The sequence below is a fragment of the Thermomonospora sp. CIF 1 genome, assembly GCF_001896795.1.
GTDB classification, from domain to species: domain Bacteria; phylum Actinomycetota; class Actinomycetes; order Streptosporangiales; family Streptosporangiaceae; genus Thermomonospora; species Thermomonospora curvata.
The window spans coordinates 252,642-266,911 of record NZ_MOYN02000018.1 but is presented as its reverse complement, the minus strand read 5'-3'; the positions used below and the strand labels follow the sequence as shown (position 1 = coordinate 266,911).

Sequence of the window (14,270 nt, the reverse complement as noted above, 5' to 3'; positions counted from 1 at the left end):
GATGAGGCGATGACGGCGACGGCGCCGCAGCCGGTGCGGGTCCAGGTGCCCCCGCGCAGCCTCCGGCACGACCTGCGCGCGGTGAAGATCGTCTTCCACCGGGAGGTGCTGCGTTTCGTCTCTGAGCGGATGCGGGTGATCTCCAGCCTGATCCAGCCGGTGCTGTGGCTGCTGGTGCTGGGCACCGGGCTGTCGTCCCTGATGGCCACCGGCGGCGGTGACGGGGTGGACTTGAAGACGTTCATCTTCCCCGGCGTGTGCGCCATGACGGTGATGTTCACCGCGATGTTCTCGGCCGCCTCGATCGTGTGGGACCGGGAGTTCGGTTTCCTGCGGGAGATGCTGGTGGCGCCGGTCAGCCGCGGCGCCATCGTGATCGGCAAGTGCCTGGGCGGGGCGTTCGTGGCCACCGCCCAGGGGGTGGTGATCGTGGCGCTGGCCGGGCTGGTCGGCGTGCCCTATCACCCGGCGCTGATGCTCACGCTGGTCGGGGAGCTGTTTTTGGGGGCGTTCGCGCTGACCGCCTTCGGGGTGCTGCTGGCGGCCCGGATCACCAACATGCAGTCCTTCTTCGCCGTCATGCAGATGGCGATGATGCCGATGCTGTTTTTGTCCGGGGCGCTGTACCCGCTGTCGGGGCTGCCGGCCTGGCTGGGGGTGCTGACGAAGCTGAACCCGCTGACCTATGCGGTGGACCCGATGCGGCAGGCGGTCTTCTCCCGCCTGCAGCTGCCGCCGGAGCTGGAGCGGGCCTTCAACGCGGGCGTCACCTGGAACGGCTGGCCGGTCCCGGTCTGGCTGCAGCTGCTCATGGTCGCCGCCATGGGGCTGGGGCTGCTGGGGCTGGCCATCGTCCAGTTCCGCCGCGGCGACTGACCTTCGTGCGGGCAGGGGAGAGCCCCCGGCGCAAGGCGCCGGGGGCTCTCCCGGGTGCGGCGGTCAGACCGCGAAATCCAGCAGCGGCGTGGCGTTGCTGGGGTGCCGCAGCTTCGACAGGGACTCTTTTTCCAGCTGGCGGATCCGCTCCCGGGTCAGCCCCAGGTGCTTGCCGATCTCATCCAGCGTGCGGGGCGTGCCGTCGTACAGCCCGAACCGCATCGACATGATCATCTCTTCCCGGGGGGAGAGGATCGACAGGCTGCGGCGCAGCTGGTCGGCCATCAGCTGCCGGTCGACCATCTCCGAGGCCTCGGGGCTGTCGATGTCCTCGATCAGGTCGCCGATGCGGGTCTCGCCGTCTTCGCCGATGGTGGAGTCCAGGCTGATGGGCTGGCGGCTGGTGCGCAGCAGCTCGCGCACCTGCGCCGGGCTCTTGTCCAGTTCGGCGGCCAGTTCCTCGGGGGTGGGCTCGCGGCCGAGCCGCTGGTGCATGTCGCGTTCGACCCGGCTGAGCTTGCTGAGCATCTCCAGCACGTGCACCGGCAGCCGGATGGTGCGGGCCGAGTCGGCGAAGCCGCGCTGGATCGCCTGCCGGATCCACCACATGGCGTAGGTGGAGAACTTGAAGCCCTTGGTGTAGTCGAACTTCTCCACCGCGCGGATCAGCCCCAGGTTGCCCTCCTGGACGACGTCCAGCAGCGACAGCCCCCGGTCGGAGTACTTTTTGGCCACCGACACCACCAGGCGCAAGTTGGCCTCGAGCATGTGGGATTTGGCCTCGCGCCCGTCGGCGGCGACCCACTCCAGCTCCTCGCGCAGCTCAGGCGGCAGGTCGGGCTCGTTTTCCAGCTTGTATTCGGCATACAGCCCGGCCTCGATGCGCTTGGCCAGCTCGACCTCCTGCTCGGCGGTCAGCAGCTGCCGGCGGCCGATCGACTTCAGGTAGGTGTGCACCGAGTCGCCCATGGAGCTGGACATGTCGTCCAGGTCGAGGGCGTCGGCGGTGTCGGCCTGGAGCGCGTCGATCTGCAGGGCCTCGTCCTCAAGGGGCTCTTCGGCGGCCTCTGGGACGTCGGCCTGCTCCGGCGCGGCGGTCCGGTTGCCGGTGGAGGCGGCCTTGGCGCCGGCGGTCGCACCGGGCTTCTTGCCGGCCGCCCGGGTGGACTTGCGGCCGTTGGAGGCCGGGGCCTCGTCCTCGGCGGCCAGGCTGACCCCGGCCTCGGAGATCTCCCGCAGGATCGAACGTCCCTGCGCCGGGCTGATGCCGGCGGCCCGGAAGGCTTCGCGTACCTCGCCGAGGGAAAGGTGGCCCTGCGCGCGGCCGCGCTCCAGCAGCGCTTCGAGCGGTGTGGAGCTTGCCTCCTGGAACGGGGCCGGTACCGCTGCTCGCGGCATGGGCACACCCCCCTCCCTTCCGTGTGACATAGGTGATGAACGCATGCCTGATCTAGGGGCGGATGCGTTGATGGGTGGTGGTTTGCGTTCCCGTGCGCACTATTCGGAACGCCGCGCATGCCCGTGGTTGTTCCCGGACGGCATGAAAGCCCAGCTCAACCTAAACCTTACTTTGTCAAGGCCGGGGGTGGGAAGACACCCGAAACCCCCTGCCGATCACGGATAAGGCACCCGCGAACCCACAAGAACAGAAAGGCCCGTCAGGGTTTGCGCAGCGCCTGACGGTCGGGCTTGCCCGAAGGCAGCAGCGGGATGGCCGTCCGCAGCTCCAGCTCGCGGGGCGCGGCGTGGGCCGGCAGGCTGCGGCGGACCAGGTCGCGCAGCTCCCGCAGGGTGGGCGGGTCCCCGGCGGGGACGACGACGGCGGTGACGCGCTCGCCCCATTCGGCGTCCGGGCGGCCCACCACCACGACGTCCTTGACGCGCGGGTGCCGGGCCAGCACGGCGGCGACCTCGGTGGCCAGGACCTTCTCCCCGCCGGTGTTGATGACATCGTCCATGCGGCCCAGCACCCGCAGCCGGCCGCCGTCGAAGGCGCCCAGGTCGGGGGTGCGCAGCCACTGCCCGTCCCTGGCCTGAGCGGTGGCCTGCGGGTTGAGGCGGTAGCCGGAGAACAGCACCGGCCCGGCCAGCAGGATCCGCCCGTCGGCGTCGATGTCGACGCGCACCCCGTCCAGGGGAAGGCCGTCGTAGACGCAGCCGCCGCTGGTCTCGCTCATCCCGTAGGTGGTGTGGATGCGCGCGCCGCGGGAGCGGGCCTGCTGGAGCAGGGCGGGGGAGGCCGCGGCGCCGCCCAGCAGGATCGCACCGAAACGCGCCAGGTCCACCCCGGCGTCCAGCAGCCGCCGCAGCTGGGTGGGGACCAGCGACAGGTGCTGGACGGGCGCGGCGGCGACGGCGTCGATGTCGAACCGGGGCGTGATCAGCGGGGTGGTGCCGGCGATCAGGGAACGCACCAGCACCTGGATGCCGGCGATGTGGTGGGTGGGCAGGCAGCACAGCCAGCGGTCGCCGGCGGCGGCGCCGATCCGCTCCAGGGAGGCGGCGGCCGAATGCCGCAGCGCCTCGGCCGAAAGCTCCACCAGCTTGGGGGCGCCGGTGGACCCGGAGGTGGCGATGATCACAGCGGTGCGGGCGTCGGTGGGCCGGCCGGCCGGATGGGGCCGCACCCCTTCGTCGGTGTGGACGGCCGACGGCGCCAGCGCCCGCAGCAGCGTCTGCAGCGCCGGGCGCGGCAGCTGCGGCGACAGCGGGCAGATCGCCGGCCCGCTGCCGTCCAGGGCGGCGGCCAGCGCCTCCTGCAGGCGGGGGCCGGGGGGAAGGAGGAGGGCGTGCACCTGACGATCCATGTCGCGGCCCAGCCTAGGGGACCCCGTCGGCGGCATCGGCACCCAGATGGCGGTTGAATTGGGGGCGGCCGGCGAGCGGCGCCGGCCCGAGGAGAGGAACACATGGTTTCGGAGCTGTTCGACCCGGACGCCTGGAAGGAAGTCGAGGGGTTCGACTTCACCGACATCACCTATCACCGGGCGGTCGACCAGGGCACCGTGCGGATCGCCTTCAACCGGCCCGAGGTGCGCAACGCCTTCCGCCCGCACACCGTCGATGAGCTGTACCGGGCGCTGGACCATGCCCGGCAGACCAGCGATGTGGGGTGCGTGCTGCTGACCGGCAACGGCCCGTCCCCGCGCGATGGGGGCTGGGCGTTCTGCTCCGGCGGCGACCAGCGCATCCGCGGCCGGGACGGCTACCGGTACGCCAGCGGGGAGACCGCCGACACCATCGACCCGGCGCGGGCCGGCCGGCTGCACATCCTGGAGGTGCAGCGGCTGATCCGCTTCATGCCCAAGGTGGTCATCTGCGTGGTGCCCGGGTGGGCGGCCGGCGGCGGGCACAGCCTGCACGTGGTGTGCGACCTGACGATCGCCAGCCGCGAGCACGCCCGCTTCAAGCAGACCGACGCCGATGTGGCCAGCTTCGACGGCGGGTTCGGCTCGGCGTACCTGGCCCGGCAGGTGGGGCAGAAGTTCGCCCGGGAGATCTTCTTTTTGGGGGAGACCTACGACGCGGAGACCGCGCACCGCATGGGCATGGTCAACGCGGTGGTGCCGCACGCGGAGTTGGAGCGCACCGCACTGGAGTGGGCCCGTAAGATCAACGGTAAGAGCCCGACCGCGCAGCGGATGCTGAAGTTCGCCTTCAACTTGATCGACGACGGTCTGGTCGGCCAGCAGGTGTTCGCCGGGGAGGCGACCCGGCTGGCGTACATGACCGATGAGGCTGCCGAGGGCCGGGACTCCTTCCTGGAGAAGCGCGCACCGGACTGGTCGCGTTTCCCCTGGTACTACTAGGTCGCGATACGGTTCGGTACGGGCCGATACGAGGTGATGTGGGCGCAGAGTGCGCACATGGCAGGGGGTCGAGCGGGTGCGGGTCTACTCCATCCCGATGCGGACGCGGTTTCGCGGCATCACGCGCCGGGAAGGCGTGCTGATCTGTGGTCCCGCAGGCTGGGGGGAGTTCTCTCCGTTCCCCGAGTACGGCCCGCGTGAGTGCGCCCGCTGGCTGGCGGCGGCGCAGGAGGCCGCTTTCGCGGGGTGGCCGCCGCCGCTGCGGGAGGCGATCCCGGTGAACGTGACGGTCCCGGCGGTCGATCCGCAGCGGGCGGCCGCCTTGGTGCGGGCCTCCGGCTGCCGGACCGCCAAGGTGAAGGTCGCCGAGCGCGGCCTGGATGCGGCGCTCAGCGACGCCCGGGACCTGGCCCGGGTGGAGGCGGTGCGGGAGGCGATCGGCCCGCACGGCCGGGTGCGGATCGATGTCAACGGCGCCTGGGACGTGGAGCGGGCGGTGCGGATGATCCGGCTGCTGGACCGTTTCGACCTGGAGTACGTCGAGCAGCCGTGCGCCACGCTGGAGGAGCTGGCCCTGGTGCGGCGGCGGGTGGACGTTCCGGTGGCGGCCGATGAGTCGATCCGCCGGGCCGAGGATCCCTTGCGGGTGCGCGCCGCCGAGGCCGCCGACATCGCTGTGCTGAAGGTGCAGCCGCTGGGCGGGGTGCGGGCGGCGCTGGAGGTGGCCGAGCGGACCGGGCTGCCGGTGGTGGTCTCCAGCGCGGTGGAGACCTCGGTGGGGCTGGCGGCCGGGCTGGCGCTGGCCGCCGCGCTGCCGGAGCTGCCGTACGCCTGCGGGCTGGCCACGCTGTCGCTGCTGGAGGGCGATGTGGTCGCCGACCCGCTGGTGCCGGTCGACGGGATGATGCCGGTGCGCCGGCCGGTGGTCGATGAGGAGGCGCTGGGCCGCTATGAGGTCGATGACGAGCGGTGGCGGCGCCGGCTGGCCGACGCGCAGGCCGCGCTGGATGCGCCGGTGATCGGAGTTGCGCGATGAACCCCGCGACCGCCCTGTCCCGGGTGCTGGTCGATGAGCTGGTGCGCTGCGGCATGACCGATGCGGTGCTGGCTCCCGGCTCGCGGTCGGCGCCGCTGGCGCTGGCGCTGCACGATGCGGCCAAGATGGGCCGGCTGCGGCTGCATGTGCGCATCGATGAGCGGTCGGCGGCGTTCGTGGGGCTGGGGCTGGCCAAGCGGTCGGGGCGGCCGGTGGCGCTGGTGTGCACCTCGGGCACCGCGGCGGCCAACTTCCACCCGGCGGTGATCGAGGCCCACCATTCGGGGGTGCCGCTGATCGTGCTGACCGCCGACCGGCCGCCGGAGCTGCGGGACACCGGCGCCAACCAGACCATCGACCAGATGCGGCTGTATGGGACGGCGGTGCGCTGGAGCTGCGAGGTCGGCGTGCCGGAGGAGCGGCCGGGGATGGTGGCCTATTGGCGGTCGCTGGCCAGCCGGGCCTGGGGGCTGGCGCTGGCGCCTTCGCCGGGCCCGGTGCACATGAACGTCGCCTTCCGGGAGCCGTTGATCCCCGATGGGGACGAGTCCTGGTGCGAGCCGCTGGATGGGGACGTCACCGGCGCCTGGACGCGGGTGCGGCCGTCCACGCCGGGGTCGGTGCTGCACGCTCCGCCGACCCGCCGCGGCGTGCTGGTGGTGGGGGACGGCGCGGTCAACGTCAAGCGGTATGTGGCGGCGGCGTCGATGGCCGGCTGGCCGGTGCTGGCCGAGCCGCACGGCAACGCCCGTTACGGCGACCACGCCTTGTCCTCCCACCACTTTTTGCTGGGGACGCCGGAGTTCGCCGAGCGGCACCGCCCGGATGTGGTGGTGACGCTGGGCCGTCCGGGCCTGTCCCGGCCGCTGCTGTCGCTGTTGCGACGGGCCGAGGAGCATATCGTGGTGGCGCCGGATCTGAGCCGCTGGCCCGATCCGGTGCGCTCGGCCACCCAGGTCGCCCAAGAGGTGGAGATCCCGGTGCTGTCGGGGGGCGATGACAGCTGGCTGCGGTCGTGGCGGACGGCGGATCTGGCCGCCAGCCGGGCGGTGGACGCGGTGCTGGACGCCGGGGATGAGGTGACCGAGCCGCGGCTGGCGCGGGATCTGGTGGCCTCGCTGCCGGGCGGGTCGCTGCTGTTTTGTGCGGCGAGCATGCCGATCCGGGATCTGGATCAGACGATGCGGCCGCGCCGGGGCATCCGGATTCTGGCCAGCCGGGGCGCCAGCGGCATCGACGGGCTGGTGTCCACGGCGATCGGCGCGGCGCTGGCGCACAGCGGCCGTTCGTATGCGCTGCTGGGGGATCTGGCGTTCCTGCACGACCAGAACGGCCTGATCTTGGGGCCGCACGAGGCGCGTCCGGACCTGGCGATCGTGGTGATCAACAACCGGGGCGGGGGGATCTTCTCGATGCTGCCGCAGGCGTCGCTGGAGGAGCCCTTTGAGCATGTCTTCGGCACTCCGCACCAGGTGGATCTGGCGTATGTGGCGGCGGCGCACGGGGTGCCCTACACGCTGCTGGAGTCGGCCTCGGATCTGCCGAAGGCGATCTCGGGGCAGGGGTTGCGGATCGTGGAGGCCCGCACCGACCGGCGGGCCAACGCCGAGTTGCATGCGCGGATGCGCCGGGCCGCTCAGGAGGCGGTCCGCGCCGTCATGGCCTCCCGGTAGGGGCGCCTTCGGCTTTTCTCTCCTCCTCCGCCTAGTGATCTACAACGTAAAGGCGGTCAGATAAGAAGGCTCTCCCGCAATGCCGCCGTATCGCCATCCCTCCACCCGTGTTCAGCGAGCCAGCCGAGGGTGCCTCCGAAGCGTTCGTCCAGGACGGTCAGGAACTTCTCCATGGTCGTGGCCTGGGGGAGGTGGCTGTCGGCGGGGCGGGAGTCCAGGTCGGCGGCGTAGGTGCCGCTGGCTCGCAGTCGTGCCAGGATGGCCTGCAGCCGCAGGCCGGTGGCGGTGTAGTCGGCGATGATGTGGTCGCGGCGCACGCCGACCGCGTCCAGGGCCAGGGCGCAGACCACGCCGGTGCGGTCCTTGCCGGCGGCGCAGTGCACCACGGCCGCGCCGCGGGTGCGTGCCATGACGCGCAGTGCGGCGATCACCGAGTCGGCGCGGTCGCGCAGGTAGCCCAGGTAGTGCTCGACCGGCCGGTCGGGTCCGGCGGCCGAGGGGTGCGTCTGCCAGGGCAGCACCTTGTCCGTATCCAGGGTGTCGGCGGTGACGTCGGTGTGCCGGCCGCTTTCGGCGAACAGTGACAGGTGGTGGATGGTCACCTGGGGCACCCGGGTCAGCGGGCCGGGTCCTTCCAGGTCCACCTCGGTCCGGCTGCGCAGGTCCACCACGTCGGTCAGGCGGTAGTTCTCCAGCAGTGTCCGCAGGTCGCGGGGGGTGAGGTTCTGCAGGTTGTCTGAGCGCAGGACTTTGCCGAAGCGGGTGGTCCGGCCGTCGGTGGTGGCCAGCCCGCCCAGGTCGCGGACGTTGACCGCGCCGTCCAGTTCGATCCACCGTGCGTTCATCGCCGCACACCTTATGCGCCCGGTGTGTTCAGGTTCGTGGTGTGGTGAGGAGGATCACGTCGTTTTTGCGGCAGGGGCGGAGGGGGCCCGGGACCCCGAAAGGGTCCCGGGCGTGTGGCCGGGGTTATTTGAAGGATCGGACCGTCTTCAGGACGCTCCGGGCCGCCGGGCCGTGGTAGGGGCTGAAGGCGATCTTGTTGTGGCGGTGGTGGGCGCTGTTGAGGCCCACGATGTACCAGGTCTTGCCGTATTTGTGGAGCCAGCCGCCGCCGCTGGCGCCGTTGCCCATGGTGCAGCGGGTGGCCAGGCCGACCGGCCAGCCTTTGCCGGCGATGTTGTAGGGGGTGCTGGGGCCCTGGCAGTAGTACATCTTGCGGGTGTTGGTGGGTTTGCCCGACGGCAGGAAGAGGTGCGGGTAGCCCAGGTTGAGGATGCCGAGCTTGCGGGCGGGTTTGATCTTGACCGGTTTGCCGCCGACCACCTGCTGCAGCTTGCGCTTGCCTTTTTTGTTCTTGGGCTTGTTTTTGACGGTGAAGGCGGCGATGTCGTAGGCGAAGGCCTGTGGTGTGGGGTTGCTGATCCAGCCGTAGGTGGTGACCCAGCGGTCGACGACCCACCTTTGGAAGGGGGCCTTGCCGTTGTGGTAGGCGGGCACGAACAGGCCGTAGGTGCTCCAGTCGCCGCCGCGGCCGCTGTGGACGCAGTGGCCGGCGGTCCATACCGATCGTTTGTTGCCGGCGGTGGTGACGGTGGCGCTGCAGTAGCCGTCGTAGCCGTCTTGGACCAGGAAGAGCTTGCCGGTGGTGCGGTTGAGCTTGGTCTTGGGGTTGGGGCGGATCTTGGCGTTGGTGACCGCGTTCGCCGTGACGTCCGGTCCGGCGGCGGGGCCGTTCAGGCTGCGGTCCAGCGGCTTGGCCTTGGCCATGCGTTCGGGGGTCCAGTAGTTGAGCACCGAGGCGGCGGAGACGTCGCCGGCCGGGTGGGAGATCGCCTGGAAGGGGGAGGGTGCGGCCGTGGCGGCTGTTTCGGGTGTTGCGGCGGTGGCCGTGCCCGGCAGGAGGAGGGTCATGGCGGTGGCCATGGCGATGAGTCCTGCTGCGGTGCGGGTGGGTGGTCGCATGGAGGATGTTTCCCTTTGCTTTTCGTCGTGCGATCGTGACGCGGGTCGTTCTGCCGCAATATGAACCGATGGGTGCCGGTTGGTCTCTTCCTTGAAGGGGGGAGTTTGTAGTCTTTGGCCGGTATCGGCCAACGACGCTGCGGCATTCGATCCCCGGTGGGTTCGCGGTCGTCTCTGGAAAAGCCGGTGGTGGCCGCCTTCGCTGCGGCCACCACCGATGATCGCGTGGGTCTTTGTTTCAAGGGCGGATCTCGTAGACGAGATCGAACGCCGTCTGCACCACTTGCCGGAAATGAGCAAATTCGGCCTTGGTGGCCAGTTCCCGGATGGCGGCCGGGCCGTTCTGCGCGCCCAGCGCATAGCCGCTCTCTCGGGAGAGGGCGTTGGGCACGCACAGGAACGTGGAGCCGTTGTCGCACAGCCGTCCCACCGGGGTGAAGTTCTCCTCGACCTTGCCGGAGGCGAACGGCTCCACCAGCAGCCACGTGCCGTCGGGGGCCAGGACCCGGCGGGTCGTCCATGTCGTGCAGGCGGTCGAACATCGTCACCAGGTCATAGCCGGTGCCGGGGAAGCCCTGGACGGTGGCGACCTGGAAGTCGGCCCGGTCGGCAAGACCGGCCTCGGCGGCCTTCTTGATGCGTCGTTTCCGGATCGGCGCCGCCGCGCGGCGGGCTCCCACGGCGAAAGCCGGGTTCGGGCGCCGGTGAAGGGGCGGCGTTGCCGGTGCCGTGTGGTTTCGAGCCTGGCAGGCAGGGCTTGCAGGGGCTTTCGCGGTGCTGTCGTCTTCGGTGACGGCGCGATGCCCGGCGTTTTGGTGAGCTCGACGAGCGAGTGCTTTGCCCGTCTTCGGTGATCTATAACCCAAGGTGGACGGTACCGTCACCCGGCACGGCCCGGCGGCACCGAAAACGACCCCCTCGGGGGTGGGGGTCAGCCCTGGAAGGCCTCTTGCATGGGACGGAATTTGGCCTGGGCTTCGGCGAGCTCGGCGGCCGGGTCGGAGTCGGCGACGATGCCGCAGCCGGCGAAGAGGCGGGCGCGGGTGGGGTCGTGGGCGTCGATCTCGGCGCAGCGCAGGGCGATGCCCCATTCGCCGTTGCCGTCGGTGTCGATCCAGCCGACGGGGCCGGCGTAACGCCCGCGGTCCATGACCTCCAGTTCGCGGATGAGGTCCAGGGCCGGTGCGGTGGGGGTGCCGCAGACGGCGGGGGTGGGGTGAAGGGCGGCCAGGACGTCCAGGACGGAGTGCTGGGCGGCGAGGGTGCCGTGGACGGGGGTGGCCAGGTGGATGACGTTGGGGAGGGTCAGGATCTGGGGCCGGTGGGGGACGTGCAGGTCGGTGCACAGGGGGGTGAGGGCCTGGCGGACCATGTCGGCGGCGTAGGCGTGTTCGCGGCGGTCTTTGGCGGACCGGTACAGGCGCTGGGCGCGTTCACGGTCCTCGCCGGGGGTGGTGCCGCGGGGGGTGGTGCCGGCCAGGACGAGGGAGTCGATGCGGTCGCCGGTGCGGCGGATGAGGAGTTCGGGGGTGGCTCCGATGAGGCGGTCGACGGCGAAGGTGAAGCAGGTGGGGTAGCGGGCGGCCAGGCGGGAGAGCAGGACGCGGGTGTCGATGGGCTGGGCGGCCTGGACGGTCAGGTCGCGGGCGAGGACGGTTTTGCCCAGGTCGCCGCCTTGGATGCGGTCGACGGCGGTGGCGACGGCTTTTTGCCAGTCGTGGGCGCTGAGGGTGCCTTCCCCCCAGCGCAGCCCGGTGGGCGGGGCGGGTGGCCGGGTGAGGGTGAGGGGGTCGGCGGTGGGGGCGCCGATGGTGGTGAGCCAGGCGTGCCCGTCGCGGCGGCCGAGGATGTGGCGGGGGATGATGAGGACCGAGCCGTCGGTGGCGGGGTCGAAGGTGAAGCTGCCGAAGGCCAGGGGGCCGGTGCCGGGCAGTTTGAGGGGGTCGTCGATGGCGGCGCCGGCGAACAGGTCGCTTAGGCGGCGGGCGGCGTGGGTGAAGCGGTGGGGGCCGCCGGGGATGGTGATGCGGGCGGTCTGTCCCCAGGCGACGATGCCTTCGCCGTGGTGGATCCAGGCCAGGGCGGTGGGGTGGGGCAGGTGGGCGGTCAGGTCGCCGGGGTCGGGGATGGGCTGGGTGCGGGCGGTGAGGGGGGTGGTGGCTTCGGCCGCGAGCTTCACGGCGTCCACTCTACGGCAGAGTTGAACTTGTTCAAAAGTGTGGGGGTGTGGGGTGGGACACCCCGCGGGGGTGGCGGGCGAGGTAGATGACGTCGGGGTGGGCGCGGCGGTGGGGGACGGTGCGGGTGGTGACGTGGGTGAAGTGGTCGCGCAGGCGTCGCCGGAAGGCGGGGGAGGGCGCGGCGCTCCAGACGGCGAGGGTGCCGTCGGGGGTGAGGCGGTCGGCCAGCAGGCGCAGCCCCGAGGGCTGGTAGAGGCGGGCGTTGCCGTCGCTGACGGTCCAGTCGGGGCCGTTGTCGATATCGAGGCAGATGACGTGGTGGGGGCGGGGGTTGCGGTGCAGCCAGGTGAGCAGGTCGGCCTGGTGGAGGCGGACGCGGGGGTCGTCGAGGGCGCCGGCGGAGCAGGGGCGCAGGTGGGTGCGGTGCCAGGCGATGACGGCCGGTTCGCGTTCGATGACGGTGATGGTTCCGGCGTGGGGGTGGGCGGCGGCCGCGGCCAGGGAGAAGCCGACGCCGAGGCCGCCGATGAGGATGTCGGCGGGCGGGGGGTGGTGGTCGAGGGCGGCGGTGACCAGGAGGCGTTCGGAGGCGCCGTCGCGGGTGTCCATGAGGAACACGCCGTTGCTGATGATCTCGTAGTGGGGGCCGCTTTTGCGGAGGATGAGCTCTCCGGCGGCGCCCGGTGCGCGGTCGACGATCACGGGGGCGGGAGAGGACTGCATCGAGGTCAGGGTAGCCGGGTGCTTGGGTGCCTGCCGTCGGCTGCGGGAAACCGTGGGGGTTGTTTCCGCGGGCCGCATCGGGTCTTGCAGCCGGGGTGTCTCAAGGTTCTTGCCGGGGCTGTGAAGGGCGCACCGACATGCACTGAGACGGTCGGGTTGGTTGTGCGAGTAGAGCACAGATGGGACGGATGCCGGGATTCATGTAAAGGGGGTGGGATGTTCCCGCAGGGAGCGGAGGTGCTTTCACGGGTTTTGGCGGGCAGGTCCCGGTAGGTAAATTTTTCGGTCCGCTTCCCCCATGGGAAGGGGGATGTGGGCGTAACAGGCCTGCGGGGTTCAGTGTTTTGGTCATGGCATGCCCGCTTGTCGGTAAGACTTGAGGGCTATGGCGTGGCTATCGGGGAGCAAAGAACGCATAAAGATCGCCTCGGCGGCGGTGGCGGCTTCGGGTCTGCTCGCCGGATGCACCTCGGCGGCCGGAGGCGAGGTCGGGGCGCTGCGGGCGGACGCCCCGATCGCCGCCGGCATGGCCGAATGCCCGGACATCAAGCCCCCCGGGGATTCGGCCGCACGGCAGGTGCGGGGCATGTGGATCGCGACGGTGTCGGGCATCGACTGGCCGTCGGACACCGCGCACTCGGCCGAACGCAAGAAGGCCGACTACCGCAAGCTGCTGGACCAGGCCAGGGCGTTGGGGTTGAACGCGGTGTTCGTGCAGGTCCGTCCCAGCGCCGACGCCTTCTACGACTCCCCCTATGAGCCGTGGTCGCAGTGGATCAGCGGCGAGCAGGGCCGTGACCCGGGGTTCGATGTGCTGGAGTTCTTCGTCTCCGAGGCCCACAAGCGGGACCTGGAGTTCCATGCCTGGTTCAACCCCTACCGGGTGGCCTTGCACAACGACCGCGGCAAGCTGCACCCGGACAATCCCGCCCGCAAGAACCCCTCGTGGGTGCGTGAATACGACGGCAAGCTGTGGTACGACCCGGGGCTGCCGCAGGTGCGGGAGCTGGTCACCAAGGTCGTGCTGGATGTGGTCGGCAAGTACGACATCGACGCCGTCCACCTGGACGACTACTTCTACCCCTACCCCTCGGGCGGGGACTTCCCCGATGAGGACACCTACCGGCGGTACGGGCGGGGGATGAGCAAGGGCGACTGGCGGCGCGCCAACGTCGATGCGCTGGTCAAGGGCCTGCACGAGGAGATCCACCGGGCCAAGCCGCAGGTGCGGTTCGGGATCAGCCCCTTTGGGGTGTGGCGCAACCGCCGCAGCGACCCGGCCGGGTCGCAGACCACGGCGCTGCAAAGCTACGACGACGTCTACGCCGACACCCGCAAGTGGGTCAAGCAGGGCTGGGTGGACTACATCACCCCGCAGCTGTATTGGGAGATCGGCAACGCCGCCGCCGATTACTCCACGCTGGTGGCCTGGTGGGCCGAGCAGGTGGAGGGCACGGGGGTGCAGCTGACGATCGGGCAGGCCTCCTACCGGGTCGGTGAGCGCGGTTTCGACGCCGGGGAGCTGTCGCGGCATCTTGCGGTCAACGCCCGTCACCGGCAGGTGCGGGGGGATGTGTACTTCAGCGCCAAGGACCTGGTCGGTGACAAGGGCGGGGCGACCAGCCGGCTGCGCAAGGACCACTATGGGGCGGCGGCGATCCCCCCACCGGTGGCGGGGGGCGCCGCGCCGTCCCCGGCCGGGTCGGTGCGGGCCGAACCGGACGGCAAGGGCGTGCGGGTCAGCTGGCAGCTGTCGCCGTCGAAGCAGGCCACCTCGTATGCGGTGTACCGGGTGGAGGGCCGGGGCAAGGCGTGCGCCCAGGTCGATCCGCGCAGGCTGCTGACGACGGTGCGGGGGAGCGCGATCGTGGATCCGACCGTCAAGCCCGGCACGACGTACACCTATTACGTCACCGCGCTGGACCGGTTGCACCATGAAAGCGCCCCGGCGCGGGGGGCGACGGTGACCACCGAGCACGGCTAATGATCTTGGTGGTGGGGCAGATAA

The 14,270-nt window shown here is 70.9% G+C and carries 12 protein-coding genes; 5 read left to right on the top strand and 7 right to left on the bottom strand.

The genetic code is table 11. The features are described 5' to 3' along the window. Positions 1–9 precede the first annotated feature (9 nt). Positions 10–876, top strand: coding sequence for an ABC transporter permease (locus tag BUE48_RS11940; protein ID WP_286989809.1), 867 nt, complete (start codon positions 10–12; stop codon positions 874–876). A 63-nt stretch (positions 877–939) separates the two neighbouring features. On the opposite strand, the gene BUE48_RS11935 is transcribed toward BUE48_RS11940, so the two are convergent. Continuing rightward, entirely contained in the window at positions 940–2,274 is a 1,335-nt protein-coding gene (locus tag BUE48_RS11935; RefSeq protein WP_012852753.1) for an RNA polymerase sigma factor, read from the bottom strand. A gap of 260 nt (positions 2,275–2,534) precedes the next feature. Beyond that, positions 2,535–3,683, bottom strand: a complete 1,149-nt coding sequence (locus BUE48_RS11930; RefSeq protein ID WP_286989808.1) for an AMP-binding protein — start codon at positions 3,681–3,683, stop codon at positions 2,535–2,537. Between the two features lie 102 nt (positions 3,684–3,785). Between BUE48_RS11930 and BUE48_RS11925 the strand changes: the two genes are divergently transcribed. The 3 genes from BUE48_RS11925 to menD all read left to right on the top strand — a co-directional run bounded on the left by BUE48_RS11925 (position 3,786) and on the right by menD (position 7,394). Then, positions 3,786–4,685, top strand: coding sequence for a 1,4-dihydroxy-2-naphthoyl-CoA synthase (locus tag BUE48_RS11925; protein ID WP_012852751.1), 900 nt, complete (start codon positions 3,786–3,788; stop codon positions 4,683–4,685). 76 nt (positions 4,686–4,761) lie between these two features. Then, entirely contained in the window at positions 4,762–5,721 is a 960-nt protein-coding gene (locus BUE48_RS11920) for an o-succinylbenzoate synthase (RefSeq protein ID WP_012852750.1), read from the top strand. Next, on the top strand, positions 5,718–7,394 hold the full coding sequence (gene menD / locus BUE48_RS11915) for a 2-succinyl-5-enolpyruvyl-6-hydroxy-3-cyclohexene-1-carboxylic-acid synthase (RefSeq protein ID WP_012852749.1): 1,677 nt from the start codon (positions 5,718–5,720) through the stop codon (positions 7,392–7,394). Before BUE48_RS11920 ends, menD begins: the two co-directional genes overlap by 4 nt. A gap of 56 nt (positions 7,395–7,450) precedes the next feature. Here menD and BUE48_RS11910 read toward each other — a convergent pair whose 3' ends face one another. The 5 genes from BUE48_RS11910 to BUE48_RS11890 form a co-directional block, all read right to left on the bottom strand. Beyond that, positions 7,451–8,239 (bottom strand): tyrosine-protein phosphatase, encoded by a 789-nt coding sequence (locus BUE48_RS11910; protein ID WP_286989807.1) that lies wholly within the window; start codon positions 8,237–8,239, stop codon positions 7,451–7,453. Between the two features lie 124 nt (positions 8,240–8,363). Continuing rightward, the gene (locus tag BUE48_RS11905) at positions 8,364–9,359 is read right to left on the bottom strand and encodes a trypsin-like serine peptidase (protein WP_286989806.1); all 996 of its coding nucleotides are present in this window, start codon (positions 9,357–9,359) and stop codon (positions 8,364–8,366) included. Positions 9,360–9,597: 238 nt separating this feature from the next. After that, positions 9,598–9,834, bottom strand: a complete 237-nt coding sequence (locus tag BUE48_RS11900) for a hypothetical protein (protein ID WP_286989805.1) — start codon at positions 9,832–9,834, stop codon at positions 9,598–9,600. Positions 9,835–10,290: 456 nt separating this feature from the next. Continuing rightward, the gene (locus BUE48_RS11895; RefSeq protein ID WP_012852746.1) at positions 10,291–11,538 is read right to left on the bottom strand and encodes an isochorismate synthase; all 1,248 of its coding nucleotides are present in this window, start codon (positions 11,536–11,538) and stop codon (positions 10,291–10,293) included. 31 nt (positions 11,539–11,569) lie between these two features. Continuing rightward, positions 11,570–12,262, bottom strand: coding sequence for a spermine/spermidine synthase domain-containing protein (locus BUE48_RS11890; RefSeq protein WP_286989804.1), 693 nt, complete (start codon positions 12,260–12,262; stop codon positions 11,570–11,572). A 436-nt stretch (positions 12,263–12,698) separates the two neighbouring features. Between BUE48_RS11890 and BUE48_RS11885 the strand changes: the two genes are divergently transcribed. After that, positions 12,699–14,246, top strand: a complete 1,548-nt coding sequence (locus BUE48_RS11885) for a glycoside hydrolase family 10-like protein (RefSeq protein WP_245537036.1) — start codon at positions 12,699–12,701, stop codon at positions 14,244–14,246. Positions 14,247–14,270 lie beyond the last annotated feature (24 nt).